The organism is Kitasatospora sp. NPDC054939 (assembly GCF_053610105.1).
Map to the genome: position 1 here is coordinate 32,964 of NZ_JBSGXP010000010.1, position 14,023 is coordinate 46,986.

Consider the following 14,023-nt stretch of genomic DNA (forward strand, 5'->3'; position numbering starts at 1 on the left):
CTCGGGGATGGCAGTGGTGGCACAGGCGCCGGACGGCTGGACGGCGGCCGAACGCGGGCTCTGGGAGGCGTTCCGGCACGGCCGGGTGCTCGACCTGCGGGCGAGCGCCACCGGCCCGGAGTCGGCGGACAGCAATGCCGGCCGGCTGTACGGCGGCGAGGACGACCCGTTCGGCGCAGCGGACTGGGGCCCGGAGCGCACCGTCCGCGCCGAGGTGATCGCCCGGCTGCTGCTCGACGGGCCGGACGCCGTCCCGGGCCGGGTCGCCTCGCTCAAGCTGACCGGCGCGCTGGTCACCGGGCCGCTGCGGCTGGCCGGCGGCCGGATCGACGTCTACGTGGAGCTGCACGGCTGCCGCTTCGACGAGAAGGTCCTGATGTCCGAGGCGCAGGCGAGCACCGTGCGCTTCGTCACCTGCCTGGTCCCCCGGATCGAGGCGTCCCGGCTGGCCACCGAGGGCGACCTGCACCTCGCGCGCTGCCGGATACCCGGCGGCATCCGGCTCACCGACGCCCGGATCGGCACCGACCTGCTGCTCAACCAGGCCGTCATCGGCGGCGACCGGTTCGGGCGCTCGCTCTCCGCCGACGGCCTGGCCGTCAACCAGGACTTCGAGGCCGACCGGCTCGACTCCACCGGCGAGATCAGCCTGCGCTCGGCCCGGATCGGCGGCCGGCTCTCGCTGCGCGGCGCCCAGCTGCGCGGCGTCCCGGAGAACCGGCTCTGCCTGAACGCGCCGCGGGTGGTCGTGGGCCACACCCTGTACCTGAGCGCCTCGGCGGACGGCGGCTGGTTCGGCTCGGGCTCCTACTACGGCTCCAACTACGGCCAGGTCGCCCCGCCCGGCACCACGAGCACCCCGTTCCGCGCGTACGGGCAGGTGCGGCTCTCCGACGGGCGGTTCGACAACGCCTGCCTGATCACCGGCGCCGAGTTCCACCTGGAGGCGGGCGAGGAGCTCTCGCTGCGCCGCATCCAGACCCCCGAACTGCGCTTCACCTGCCCCACCCCGCCGACCGGCACCATGTCGCTCTCCCGCGCCCGGGTCGGCAACCTGGTCGACGCCCCCGACAGCTGGCCGCGCGGCAAGCACCTCGGCCTCACCGGCTTCACCTACGAGAACCTGCGCCCGGCCGCCCCGTTCTCGATACGCCAGCGGATCGCCTGGCTGGAGGGCTCCTCGGTGGACTTCCAGCCCGAGTCGTACGAGCAGCTGGCCGCCGCGCTGCGCCGGGACGGCGCCGACGACGACGCCCGCGAGGTGCAGTACGCCAAACAGCGCCGCCGCCACCAGTCGCTGCCGCTGCCCGCCCGGCTCTGGGGCCGCGTCCAGGACCTCGCGGTCGGCTACGGCTTCCGCCCCGGCCGCGCCGCGCTCTGGCTGCTGCTCGCCTGGGCGCTCGGCAGCCTGTACTTCGCCGAGCACCCGCCGGCCCCGCTGAAGGCGGACGAGAAGCCGCACTGGAACCCGGTCATCTACGCGCTCGGCCAGCTGCTGCCGGTCGTCGACCTCGGCCAGCGCGGCTGGAACCCGGGCGGAACCTCCCAGTGGGTGGCCACCGGGCTGGTCCTGGTCGGGTGGATCCTCGCCACCACCGTCGCGGCCGGCGCCACCCGGCTGCTGCAGCGCAACTGACTCCGCCCCACCGGAGCACCCCCCGACGGGACTACGCTGTGCGCCGTGACCGAACGGCTGCCGCTCTTCCCGTTGAACACCGTGCTCTACCCGGGCCTGGTGATGCCCCTGAACGTCTTCGAGGAGCGCTACCGCCGGCTGGTCGCCGACCTCCTCGAACTCCCCGAGGACCAGCCCCGCCGGTTCGGGGTGCTCGCCATCCGGGACGGCCGCGAGGTCGCCCCGGTCCGCCCGGCGGACGGCCCGGCCGGCCCGCTGGACGGCCTCGGCACCAGCACCGGCGACCCGCTGGAGGCGCTCTTCCACATCGGCTGTGTGGCCGACGTCTCCTCCGTCCAGCCGCAGCCCGACGGCCGGTACGAACTGCTGGCCACCGGCACCACCCGGTTCGCGCTGCGCTCGGTGGACACCTCCGGGCCGTACCTCACCGGTGAGATCGAGCCGATCGAGGAGCGGCCCGGCGAGGGCTCCGGCGCGCTGGCCTCGGTGGTCGAGCGGGCCTTCCGGACGTACCAGAAGCGGCTCGCCGGGGCCCGCGAGGCGACCACCGTGGGCCGCCAGGAACTGCCCGACGACCCGCAGGTGCTCTCCTACCTGGTGGCCGCCGCCTCGGTCTTCGAGACGCCGGTCAAGCAGCAGCTGCTGGCCTGCCCCGACACCGCGCAGCGGCTCACCACCGAGCTGGAGCTGCTGCGCCGGGAGACCGCCGTGCTGTCCTGGCTGCCGTCGCTGCCGGCCGCAGACCTCACCCGCCAGTCCTTCAGCCCCAACTGACCCCGGCCGGGCGGCCCGGTCCCCCGGAGCCGCCCGGCCACCGACCCCAGGAGCCGCCGCCGATGGCGAAGAAGAGCAAGAAGGGCGGCCAGGGCACTCCCGCCACGGTCGCCTTGGAGAGCGCCGCCGTCCCGTTCACCGTCCACGCGTACGAGCACGACCCGGCCGCCGCCTCCTACGGCGGCGAGGCCGCCGAGGCCCTGGACGTCACCGCCGACCGGGTCTTCAAGACGCTGGTCGCCGACGTCGACGGGGTCCTCACCGTAGGCGTCGTCCCGGTCGCCGGGCAGCTGGACCTCAAGGCGCTGGCCGCCGCGGTCGGCGGCAAGCGGGCGGCGATGGCCGACCCGGCGGCGGCCGAGCGCAGCAGCGGCTACGTCCGCGGCGGCATCTCGCCGCTCGGCCAGCGCCGCCCGCTGCGCACCGTGGTGGACGACAGCGCGCTCGCCCACCCGACCGTCTACGTCTCGGCGGGCCGCCGCGGCCTGGAGGTCGAACTCGCCCCGGCCGACCTGGTCGCCCTCACCGGCGCCCGGACCGCCGCGATCGGCCGCTAGCTAGGGCATGCCCCGAGGCGTGTCGGGGTGCCGGTCCTGCGGGGCGGCCTCGTGCGGCTGCGGCGCCGGGTGCACGGGCTTGCGGTCGGGGGCGGCGTCGTGCGGCTGCGGCGCCGCGGGCGGCAGGCCGGTCCCGGGAGCAGGCTCGGGGGCCGCCTGGCCCGGGTAGGGGCCCGCCCAGTACGGCGGCGGGTCCTCCTCGCGCTTGCCGAACGCCGCCGACAGGGCCAGCAGCACCACCATCGCCGCCATCGGCCAGGCCAGCAGCGCCCCCTGCGCGCCGAGTTCGAGGTCGGCCTCGAAGCGCCCGCCGTCCCCGGCCCTGGCGGCCTGGGCCAGCAGGTCGGCGTCCGGGCCGAGCCGCACGCCGAGCCACCGGGCGCCCAGCGAGCCGAGCAGGCCGCCGACGGCCAGCCCCACCGCGACCGCGATGCCGCCGCCCCGGCGGCGGGTCACCAGGAACGCCCCGAGCGCCGTCAGCACGCCCGCGCCCAGCCCGAGCAGCGCGAAGACCGCGTCGGCCCCGGCCCGCTGCTCGCCCTCAGGGTCGGCGTACAGCACCCGGTTGCCGTCCACCTGCAGCGGCACCTTCGGGGCCAGCCACGCCCACAGCGCGGCCATCGCCAGGCCCAGCAGCACGCAGGCCACCACGGTGGCCGCCCCGATCTGCAGCTCCGGCGCCGGCGCCCGGCGCTCCTTGCCGGCCGCCGGCTCCGGGCCCAGGTGCAGCGGCGCCGCGAAGGGGTCCCGGTCGGCGGGCGCCCCGGCCGCGGCGTGCCCCTGCGACCCGCCGACGGACGGGGAGGGCTGATCCGGAGGTGTGTTCGGTAGGGTCACCCGGCCATCGTTTCACGTTCGAGCCGGGGCGTGTCCGGTGGGCGGGCCGGTCCGCCGGATCCGCGGGGGGCCGCTCAGCGGGTGGTCGCCCGCCGGTACGCCCAGGTGGCCGCGGTCAGCGACACCACGCCGACGCCCGCGCAGACCGCCAGGTCGCCGAGGACCAGCGGCCAGTCGGGGTCGGGCGCGAAGGTCCGGGCGAAGGCGTCCACGCCGTACGTGGAGGGCAGCAGGTCGCGCAGCCAGATCACCGGCTGCGGCAGGTGGTCCACCGGCAGGACGCCCAGCAGCAGCGCCGCCGACATGCCGAGCTGGCCCAGCATGGTGGCGATCTCCTGCCGGGGCGCGAGCAGCCCGCAGGCCGCGCCGAGCCCGGCGAGCGCGGCCCCGGTCAGCGGCACCACGGCGAACAGCACCCACAGGTGGCCCAGCGGCAGCCCGAACAGCACCGCCCCGGCGGCCGCCGTCACCAGCGCGCCCGGCAGGGTGAACGAGGCGTACGCGGCGGCCGCCCCGAGCACCACCGAGGCGGCCGGCACCGGCAGCGTGGCGTAGTGGTCGAGCCCGCCGGTGGCCCGCAGCCGGCCGAAGTACTGGGCGAGCAGGTTGAGCGCCACGAAGGCCACCACCAACACGCTGGAACCGGCCACCACCGAGTGCGCGGCCGAGGTCTCCCCCGGCTCCACGACCCCGCGCATCATCACCAGGATGCCCAGCGACTGGAAGGTCGCCACGAACAGCAGCGGGATCCGCGCCACCCGGGCCCGGGCCAGCTGCGCCCGGTAGACGGCCGCCAGGGCGGGCAGCAGCCGGGCGGCGGGCGCCAGCGGGGCGGGGCCGCCGGCCGACGGCGTCCCGGCCGTCCTGGGCCGTACGGAGAGCAACGTCACCGGGCACCCCCGGCCGGCGCCGCAGCATGGTCCGGACAGCGTTCTCGCAGGATCACTTCGCCAGTCCTCCGTGGCGGCCGCCCAGCTTGAGGTAGGCGTCCTCAAGGCTCGGGGTGGCCAGGGTGAAGTCGTCGAGGGCCGCGAAGGCCGGGCCGGCGGTGACGGCGGCGACCAGTTCGCGGGCCTGCTCGGGGCTGGTGCGCACGGTCCAGCGGCGGCCGCTGCGCTCGGCCCGCTCGGCCAGCGCGGCGACGGCGGGCACCTCGACCGGCGCCTCGGTGCGCCAGACCAGGTCGAGCCGGACGTCGCCGTCGACCAGCGCCTTGAGGCCGCCTGGCGTGTCGCAGGCGATCACCCGGCCGTCGTCCACCACCGCGACCCGGTCGAGCACGGTCTCCGCCTCGATGACGTTGTGGGTGACCAGCAGCACGGTGGTGCCGAGGTCGCGCCGGCGCCGGTCGACGGCGGACCAGACGGCCCGGCGGGCGATCGGGTCCATGCCGGTGGTCGGCTCGTCCAGGACGAGCAGCGGCCGCTCCCCCACCAGGGCGGCGGCGACGCAGGCGAGCCGGCGCTGGCCTCCGGAGAGCTTGGCGAGCGGGCGGTGGGCGAGCGCGCCGAGGTCGAGTTCGGTGAGCACGTCGGCGGCCTCGGCGCGGGCCCGGGCGCGGCTGAGGCCGCGCAGCCGTCCGGTGGTCTCGGCGGCGAGCGCGACGGTCAGCTCGTCCAGCGCGGTGGACTCCTGGCCGAGGTAGCCGAGCAGCCGGGCGGCCCGTTCGGGGTGGCGGACGATGTCGTGGCCAAGCAGGTCGATGCTGCCGGAGTCGGGCCGCAGCAGGCCGGTGAGCTGGCGGACCAGGGTGGACTTGCCCGCGCCGTTGGGTCCGAGCAGGCCGAAGACCTCGCCCTGCCGGACGGTCAGGGTGATGCCGTCGTTGGCCCTGGTCTCGGTGGCGGCGGCGCCGCGCCCGGAGCGGTACGTCTTGACCAGGTCGCGTACGGCACAGCACGGCGAGGTGTCCTGGGGTGCCCGCCCTGCGGTCTCGCTCACGTCCGAAGACTCTACGCGGTGGAACGGCGGAACCGGACAAGGGGGCCCGTTCCCCCGCGGCCGCGGCCGGTCAGTCGTCCACGACCAGGTCGCCGCCGGGCACCCGGGTGGCCAGTTCCTTCCAGAAGCCCGCCCGGATGGCGTAGCGGTCGTGCTCGTCGATCTGGTCGTCCTTGTGCGCGAGCAGGCCGAAGCGGGCGGCGTAGCGGAGGAGTTCGCCGTCGACCCGGTGCGGGATGCGCGGGTAGTCGGGCCAGAGGGCGGTGAGCCGTTCGGGGTCGCCGAGCCGTTCGCTCCAGCGGCGGGCGAACACCTGGCCGACCTCGTGGGCGTCGCCGCCGATGCTGGTGATGTCCTCCTCACGGTCGGCCCAGCGCTGCTCGGCGGTGGTGAGCTGGGCGAGGGTGGGCAGGGCGTCGCCGGCGGTGGCGGTCTCGGGCGCGGGCCGGTCGACCCAGCCCCGGTCGGAGGACCAGCGCAGGACCGGTCCGCCGTTGGCGGAGGCGGCGGGCTGCAGGGCGGCGGTGCGGCCGGCGAGGTCCTTGGGGGTGGGGACGACCTTGAGCGCGGTGGCCGGCGCCGGGCGGACGGCAGGGCCCGGCACGGTGGCGACGACGGGGGCGGGCGCGCCGGCCGCCGGCCGGACGGCGGGGGCCGCGGCGGGCTGGGCGGGCGGGGCGGCGAGGAGCTTGGCGATCTCGTGGCGCGGGCCGGGGGCGGGGAAGGCGGTGGGGGCCTCGCGCAGGCTGAAGGAGCCCTCGATCCACTCCCGGTCGAGCACCCGGCGCTCGTCGGCCTCGCCGACGAGGTCCTCGGACTGGTTGAAGTCGCCGTCGGCGGCCTGCAGCGCCCAGAGATGGACGACCACGCCGTGCTCCTTGGCGGACATCATGCCGGGCAGCAGGTCGCCGTCGCCGGTGATCAGCACGACGTCGGCGCAGGCCCGGTTGCGGGCGAGTTCGGAGAGTTCGGCGTGCATGGCCGCGTCGACGCCCTTCTGCACCCAGCGGCCCTCGGCCCGGGTGAGCGCGCCGAGCCGGACGGTCACCCGCGGCAGCACCCGCAGCCTCCGGTGCTCGGGCATCGGGCGGCGGTCGGGGGCGGCGTCGAACCAGTAGATGCGCAGCAGCGGCAGACCGGTCTCGGCCTCGGCGCGTTCGCGCAGGGCGGTGATCAGCGCGGTGTGGTCGACGGTCACCCGGGAGCGGGACGGGTCGCCGGCGAGCAGGCTGGCGGCGGCGCCCAGCAGATATCCGGCGTCCACGAGTACGACACAGCGGTCCACGTCCGCACCTCTTCTCCGCTCGCCCCCGGGTACGGCGCCGCCGGTCGGCGGTGCCGGGTGGGCGGTCCGCCCGGAGCGCCCGGGCGGGGGCGTGGGGGTGCCGTCCGCCCGATCGTTGGGTCACCTTTACCCCTGGTTCGCCCGGCGAACCTCGGCGGATGCCGCGGTCCGGGCACGGCCCGGGAACGGCGCGGGCCCGCCTGCCGCGGGTGTGCGGCGGGCGGGCCCGGACGGGGGTGCGGGGTCAGCCGCGCAGTTCGGCGGCGACCAGTTCGGCGAGCTGGACCGCGTTGAGGGCGGCGCCCTTGCGCAGGTTGTCGTTGGAGACGAACAGCGAGAGGCCGTGCTCGACGGTCTCGTCGGCCCGGATGCGGCCCACGAAGCTCGGGTCGGCGCCGGCCGCCTGGAGCGGGGTGGGGATCTCGCTGAGCTCGACGCCGGGGGCGCCGGTGAGCAGCTCGACCGCGCGCTCGGGGCTGATCGGGCGCTCGAAGCGGGCGTTGATCTGCAGCGAGTGGCCGGAGAAGACGGGGACGCGCACGCAGGTGCCGGCGACCTTGAGCTCGGGGATGCCGAGGATCTTGCGGCTCTCGTGGCGGAGCTTCTGCTCCTCGTCGGTCTCGTTGGAGCCGTCGTCGACGACGGAGCCGGCCAGCGGCACCACGTTGAAGGCGATCGGCCGCTGGTAGACCTTGGGCTCGGGGAACTCGATCGCGGAGCCGCTGTGGGCGAGCGCGGAGGCGCCGTCCACGACCTTGGCGGCCTGGTCCTGCAGCTCGGCCACGCCGGCCACGCCGCTGCCGGAGACGGCCTGGTAGGTGGCGACGACGAGGGCGGCGAGGCCGGCCTCCTCGTGCAGCGGGCGCAGCACCGGCATGGCGGCCATGGTGGTGCAGTTCGGGTTGGCGATGATGCCCTTGGGGCGGTCGGCGATCGCCTCGGGGTTGACCTCGGAGACGACCAGCGGGACCTCGGGGTCGCGGCGCCAGGCGGAGGAGTTGTCGATCACGACGGCGCCGGCCGCGGCGGCCTTGGGGGCGAGGGCCTTGGAGGTGGCGCCACCGGCGGAGAAGATCACGATGTCCAGGCCGGCGTAGTCGGCCGTGGCCGCGTCCTCGACGGTGACCTCGGTGCCCTGCCACGGCAGCGTGCGTCCGGCCGAGCGGGCCGAGGCGAACAGCCGCAGCTGCTCGACGGGGAAGTTGCGCTCGGCCAGGATCTCGCGGACGACGCCGCCGACCTGGCCGGTGGCACCGACAATGCCGATCTTCATTCCGACTACTCCTCTTCGATGTTGCTGTTCACAGCCGCACGCTGCCCATCATGCCTTGTCACGGCGTTGAGGCGACCTGGTATTCCACGGTGTGGGCACCTCGTGGACCGCTCTACTGGTCCAGACCTGTTGTGAGGGCCAGCGCGGCGGCGACCTCCGGGGCGCCGGCCGGCAGCAGCGGCAGCCGGACGTCCGGCGTGGGGATGCGGCCCAGGGCGTGCAGGACGCCCTTGGTGACCGCCGGGTTGGGCGCGGCGAAGGCGGCGCCCGCGAGCGCGGTGAGCCGGTGGCCGAGGGCCCGGGCGCGGGGCGCGTCGCCGGCCTCCCAGGCGGCGGCGAGCTCGGCGAAGCGGGCGGTGGCGAGGTGGGCGGAGGCGAGGATGCCGCCGGGCGCGCCGAGCGCCATCATCCCCGACAGGAAGGCGTCCTCCCCGGCGAGCACGGCGAAGTCGGCGGGCGCCTGCGCGAGCAGTTCGACGGCCGTGGTGTCGAGCCCGCCGGTGGCGTACTTGACGCCCACCACGCCCGGCACGGCGGCCAGTTCGAGCAGCGCGGCGGTGGAGAGCGGCTGCCCGGTGCGGTACGGAATGTGGTAGACGACCAGCGGCAGCGGGCTCTCCTCGGCGAGCCGGCGGAAGTGCGCCACGGTGCCGGCCTCGCCGGGCCGGACGAACGACGGCACCGTCACCAGGGCGGCGGCGGCCTGCGGCACCCGGGCGCCCAGCGCGGCGAGGGCCGCGGCGGTGTCGCGGGTGCCACCGGCGCCGGCGCCGACGATCAGCCGGGCGCTGTGCTCGGCGCAGGCCGCGACGCAGACGTCGACGACGGTCCGCTTCTCGGCCTCGTCGAGGACGGCCGGTTCGCCGGTGGTGCCGAGGGCGACGAGGCCGGCGGCGCCGGCGGCGAGCACCTCGTGCGCGAGCTTCTCCAACGCGTCCGCGGCGAGCGAGCCGTCGGCGGCGAACGGCGTGACCAGCGGGACGAAGATCCCCTTCAGTTCCATGGCCACGATCCTGCGGCCCCGTTTGCCACAGGTCCAGTTACTGTTTCCGACGCTTCTCGTAAGCTGGGCCGATGCTCGATGTCCGACGCCTGCGCCTGCTGCGCGAACTGGCCCACCTGGGCACCATCGCCGCCGTCGCCGAGGCGCTGTCCTTCAGCCCTTCGGCGGTCTCCCAGCAGCTCTCCGTGCTGGAGAAGGAGGCCGGGGTGCCGCTGCTGGAGCGCACCGGCCGCCGGGTCGCTCTGACCCCCGCCGGACAGAACCTGGTCCGCCACGCCGAGGCGGTGCTGGAGCGCCTGGAGCAGGCCGGGGCCGAACTGGCCCATGCCCGAAGGGGGTTGGCGGGCCCGCTGCGGATCGGCACCTACCCGTCGGCGGCCCGCTCGATCATCCCCGCGGCGCTATCCGAACTCGCGGGCTGGCAGCCGGGGTTGGAGCCGATGGTGACGGAGGTCGACCCGGCCGGGGTGGCGGCGGCGCTGCGGGCCGGGGAGCTGGACGTGGCGCTGGTGCACGAGTACGACCTGGTGCCGGCCGAGCCCGAGCCCGGACTCGCGGTGACCAGGCCGGTGTTCACCGAGCCGATGTACCTGGCGGCGCGGGCCGCCGGCACGGTCGCCGAGCAGCGCGGCGAGCCGTGGATCATGGCGCCGCCGGGCACCCTCTGTCACACGATGGCGGTACGGGCCTGCGAGAGCGCCGGCTTCACCCCGCGGATCCGGCACCAGATCGACGACTTCGCCACCGTGCTGGCCCTGGTGGCGGTCGGTCAGGGGGTGGCCCTGGTGCCACACCTGGGCACCGACCGGCCGCCGCCGGGCGTGGTGCTCACCCGGCTGCCGATGTACCGGCGCACCCGGGCCGCCTTCCGGGCGGGGGCCGGCTCGCACCCGGCGATCTCGGCCTTCGTGTCGGCCCTGCACTCGGCGGTGCCGCCGGGCCTCGGCGGCGGGGTCTGAGGCGGCTCGGTCCGAGGCGCCGGTCCTGAGGCGGCAGGGTGGGGGCCGAGGCGGCGGGGTCTGAGGCGGCGGGGTCCGGGCCGGGACCCCGCCGCCGCGGGGGTCAGCCCGCGAGGCAGCTCGGTCCGAGCAACTGCTTGAGGTCGCCGAACAGCGCCGGGTCGGACTTCACCCGGTGCCGGTCGAGGCGGAGCACGGTGGTGCGGCGGTTGCCCTCCAGGCGCAGCCGCACCTCGGTGGTGCCCCGGTGGCTGCTCAGCACCTCGCCGAGCCGGGCGACCAGCGGCGGGGTGACCCGCCCGCTGGGGATGTTGATGACGATCGGCGCCTCGGCGTGCGCGTTGGAGAGGTCCGGGACGGACAGCTCCATGCCCATCAGCCGCGGCACGTCCTCCCGCTTGTCGAGCTTGCCGCGGACGAACACCACGGCGTCCTCGACGAGTTGGGAGGAGACCAGCTGGTAGCTGGCGGGGAAGAACATGCAGTCGATGGAGCCGGCGAGGTCCTCGACGGTGGCGATCGCCCAGGCGTTGCCCTGCTTGGTCATCTTGCGCTGGAGGCCCGAGATGATGCCGCCGATGGTGACGATGGTGCCGTCGGGACGTTCGGCGAGGTCGGCGACCGCGCAGTCCGCCTTGTCGGCGAGGACGTGCTCGATGCCGTGCAGCGGGTGCGAGGAGACGTACAGGCCGAGCATCTCGCGCTCCTGGGTGAGCAGGAAGGACTTCTCCCACTCCTCCTCGGAGAAGACCACGTCCAGCCCGAAGCTCGGCTCGTCGCCGACCGAGTCGCCGCCGAACAGGTCGAACTGGCCCTCGGCCTCCTTGCGCTTGACCCCGACCACGTTGTCGATCATCGGCTCGAACTGGGCGGTGAGGCCCTTGCGGGTGTGCCCGAGCGAGTCGAAGGAGCCGGCCTTGATGAGGGATTCGACGGTCCGCTTGTTGCAGACCACCGACTCCACCTTGTCCAGGAAGTCCGGGAAGGAGCTGAACTTCCCCTTGGCCTTGCGGGTGCGGATCATCGACTCGACGACCGGGCCGCCGACGTTGCGGATGGCGGTGAGGCCGAAGCGGACGGTGTCGTCGCCGTGCGGGGTGAAGTCCGCGTCCGACTCGTTGACGTCCGGCGGCAGGACGTTGATGCCCATCTTGCGGGCCTCGTTGAGGTAGACCGCCGACTTGTCCTTGTCGTCCTTGACCGAGGTCAGCAGGCCGGACATGTACTCGGCCGGGTAGTTGGCCTTGAGGTAGGCCGTCCAGTACGAGACCAGCCCGTACCCGGCGGTGTGCGCCTTGTTGAACGCGTAGCCGGAGAACGGCACCAGGACGTCCCAGACCGCCTGGATCGCGGCGTCGGAGTAGCCGTGCTCGCGGCAGCCCTTCCGGAAGGGGACGAACTCCGCCTCCAGGATCTCCTTCTTCTTCTTGCCCATCGCGCGGCGCAGCAGGTCGGCCTGGCCGAGCGAGTAGCCGGCCAGGATCTGCGCGGCCTTCTGCACCTGCTCCTGGTAGACGATCAGGCCGTAGGTCGGCTTGAGGATCTCCTCCAGGGGCTTCTCCAGCTCCGGGTGGATCGGGGTGATCTCCTGCTGGCCGTTCTTGCGCAGCGCGTAGTTGGTGTGCGAGTTGACGCCCATCGGGCCCGGTCGGTACAGCGCGAGGACGGCGGAGATGTCCTCGAAGTTGTCGGGCTTCATCAGGCGCAGCAGCGAGCGCATCGGCCCGCCGTCGAGCTGGAAGACGCCGAGCGTGTCGCCGCGGGCCAGCAGTTCGTAGGTGGGCTTGTCGTCGAGGGGCAGGTCAAGAAGGTTGATCTTGACGCCCTTGTTCTTCTCGATCGCCTTGACGGCGTCGTCCATGATCGTCAGGTTGCGCAGGCCGAGGAAGTCCATCTTGAGAAGGCCGAGGCCCTCGCAGGTGGGGTAGTCGAACTGCGTGATGGTGACGCCGTCGGTGTGCCGGGTCCAGACCGGGATGTGGTCGGTCAGCGGTTCGGCGGACATGATGACGCCGGCCGCGTGCACGCCGGGCTGGCGGATCAGGCCCTCGATGCCGCGCGCGGTGTCGATCACCTTGCGGACGTCCGGGTCGGTCTCGTACAGCCCGCGGATCTCGCCGGCCTCGCTGTAGCGCGGGTGGCTGGAGTCGGTGATGCCGGACAGCGGGATGCCCTTGCCCATGACGTCCGGCGGCATCGCCTTGGTGATCCGGTCGCCCATCGCGTACGGGTAGCCGAGGACCCGCGAGGAGTCCTTGATGGCGGCCTTCGCCTTGATGGTGCCGTAGGTGACGATCATGGCGACCTTGTCGGAGCCCCACTTCTCCGTCACGTAGCGGATCACGTCGCCGCGCCGGCGCTCGTCGAAGTCGATGTCGACGTCGGGCATGGAGATGCGCTCGGGGTTGAGGAAGCGCTCGAAGATCAGCCCGTGCGGGATCGGGTCGAGGTCGGTGATGCCCATCGCGTACGCGACCAGCGAGCCGGCCGCCGAGCCTCGGCCGGGGCCCACCGCGATGCCCTGGCCCTTGGCCCACATGATGAAGTCGGCGACCACGAGGAAGTACGCCGGGAACCCCATCTGGATGATGGTGTCCATCTCGTACTCGGCGAGCTTCTTGTGCTCGTCGTCGTAGCCGTTCGGGAAGCGCCAGTCCATGCCCTCCCAGACCTTGGACTTGAAGAAGTCCGACTCGGACTCGAAGCCCTCCGGGATCGGGAAGCGCGGCATCAGGTTGCGGAACTCGAACATGCCCTCGGTGTCGACCCGGGAGGCGACCAGCAGCTGGCTGTTGCGGCAGCCCTCCTGCCAGGCGTCCGAGGAGTCCAGCGCGTACATCTCGGCGGCGGACTTGATGTAGTAGCCGGTGCCGTCGAAGCGGAAGCGGTCCGGGTCGGAGAGGTTCTTGCCGGTCTGCACGCAGAGCAGCAGGTCGTGCGCGCCGGCGTCGGCCTCGGTCGTGTAGTGCGAGTCGTTGGTGACCACCGGCGGGATGTTCAGCTTCCTGCTGATCTCCAGCAGCCCGTCGCGGACCCGCTTCTCGATGTCGAGGCCGTGGTCCATCAGCTCCAGGAAGTAGTTCTCCTTGCCGAAGATGTCCTGGTAGTCGGCGGCGGACTTCAGCGCCTCGTCGAAGTGGCCCAGCCGCAGCCGGGTCTGCACCTCGCCGGACGGGCAGCCGGTGGTGGCCATCAGGCCGCCGGACAGGTCGGCGATCAGCTCCTTGTCCATCCGGGGCCACTTCACGAGCCAGCCCTCGGAGTACGAGCGCGAGGTCAGCTTGAAGAGGTTGTGCAGGCCCTCCTTGTTCCGGGCCCAGATGGTCTTGTGGGTGTACGCGCCGGACGCCGAGACGTCGTCCTTCTTCTGGTGCGGCTGGCCCCACAGGATGCGCTTGGTGTTGGAGCGCGACTCGGGCGCGACGTACGCCTCGATCCCGATCACCGGGGTGAGCCCGGCGCCGGTGGCCTGCTTGTGGAACTCCGCGGCGCCGTACATGTTGCCGTGGTCGGTCATCGCGACGTGGGTCTGCCCCAGCCGCTCGACCTCCTTGAACATCTGCTTCAGCCGGGCGGCACCGTCCAGCATCGAGTACTCGGTGTGGACGTGCAGATGCGCGAACGGCTGGTCGCTCAAGGCGGGGCCTCCGGAGGCTTGTGCTGTCTGGCTGGCCGGCGAACGCGCAGGTCACGGGAGAGGGTGCAAACAATTGAGGTCCGAGCCACTGCCAGGGCCCGGACCAGCTCTCACGCGTTCA

At 73.9% G+C, this 14,023-nt stretch carries 11 protein-coding genes; 4 read left to right on the plus strand and 7 right to left on the minus strand.

The genetic code is table 11. From position 1 onward, the window contains the following. Window positions 1–7 precede the first annotated feature (7 nt). The 3 genes from ACWGB8_RS05010 to ybaK all read left to right on the plus strand — a co-directional run bounded on the left by ACWGB8_RS05010 (window position 8) and on the right by ybaK (window position 2,967). Entirely contained in the window at window positions 8–1,636 is a 1,629-nt protein-coding gene (locus tag ACWGB8_RS05010; protein ID WP_452210346.1) for an oxidoreductase, read from the plus strand. Between the two features lie 45 nt (window positions 1,637–1,681). Beyond that, window positions 1,682–2,410, plus strand: coding sequence for an LON peptidase substrate-binding domain-containing protein (locus ACWGB8_RS05015; protein ID WP_452210348.1), 729 nt, complete (start codon window positions 1,682–1,684; stop codon window positions 2,408–2,410). A gap of 62 nt (window positions 2,411–2,472) precedes the next feature. Further along, on the plus strand, window positions 2,473–2,967 hold the full coding sequence (ybaK, locus tag ACWGB8_RS05020; RefSeq protein ID WP_452210349.1) for a Cys-tRNA(Pro) deacylase: 495 nt from the start codon (window positions 2,473–2,475) through the stop codon (window positions 2,965–2,967). Here the strand turns inward: ybaK and ACWGB8_RS05025 are convergent, their stop codons facing one another. From ACWGB8_RS05025 to ACWGB8_RS05050, 6 genes are all read right to left on the minus strand, one after another. After that, entirely contained in the window at window positions 2,968–3,804 is an 837-nt protein-coding gene (locus tag ACWGB8_RS05025) for a hypothetical protein (protein WP_452210351.1), read from the minus strand. Between the two features lie 74 nt (window positions 3,805–3,878). After that, window positions 3,879–4,694, minus strand: coding sequence for an ABC transporter permease (locus ACWGB8_RS05030; protein WP_452210353.1), 816 nt, complete (start codon window positions 4,692–4,694; stop codon window positions 3,879–3,881). 52 nt (window positions 4,695–4,746) lie between these two features. Then, window positions 4,747–5,745, minus strand: a complete 999-nt coding sequence (locus ACWGB8_RS05035) for an ABC transporter ATP-binding protein (RefSeq protein ID WP_452210355.1) — start codon at window positions 5,743–5,745, stop codon at window positions 4,747–4,749. Between the two features lie 70 nt (window positions 5,746–5,815). Next, complete coding sequence (locus tag ACWGB8_RS05040; RefSeq protein WP_452210356.1) at window positions 5,816–7,030, minus strand: NYN domain-containing protein; 1,215 nt, start codon at window positions 7,028–7,030, stop codon at window positions 5,816–5,818. A 244-nt stretch (window positions 7,031–7,274) separates the two neighbouring features. Next, entirely contained in the window at window positions 7,275–8,303 is a 1,029-nt protein-coding gene (locus ACWGB8_RS05045) for an aspartate-semialdehyde dehydrogenase (RefSeq protein WP_452210358.1), read from the minus strand. A gap of 112 nt (window positions 8,304–8,415) precedes the next feature. Further along, on the minus strand, window positions 8,416–9,306 hold the full coding sequence (locus ACWGB8_RS05050; RefSeq protein WP_452210360.1) for a dihydrodipicolinate synthase family protein: 891 nt from the start codon (window positions 9,304–9,306) through the stop codon (window positions 8,416–8,418). Between the two features lie 71 nt (window positions 9,307–9,377). Between ACWGB8_RS05050 and ACWGB8_RS05055 the strand changes: the two genes are divergently transcribed. Next, window positions 9,378–10,265 (plus strand): LysR family transcriptional regulator, encoded by an 888-nt coding sequence (locus ACWGB8_RS05055; protein WP_452210362.1) that lies wholly within the window; start codon window positions 9,378–9,380, stop codon window positions 10,263–10,265. 103 nt (window positions 10,266–10,368) lie between these two features. Here ACWGB8_RS05055 and dnaE read toward each other — a convergent pair whose 3' ends face one another. Beyond that, on the minus strand, window positions 10,369–13,902 hold the full coding sequence (dnaE, locus tag ACWGB8_RS05060) for a DNA polymerase III subunit alpha (protein WP_452210363.1): 3,534 nt from the start codon (window positions 13,900–13,902) through the stop codon (window positions 10,369–10,371). Between the last annotated feature and the right edge of the window lie 121 nt (window positions 13,903–14,023).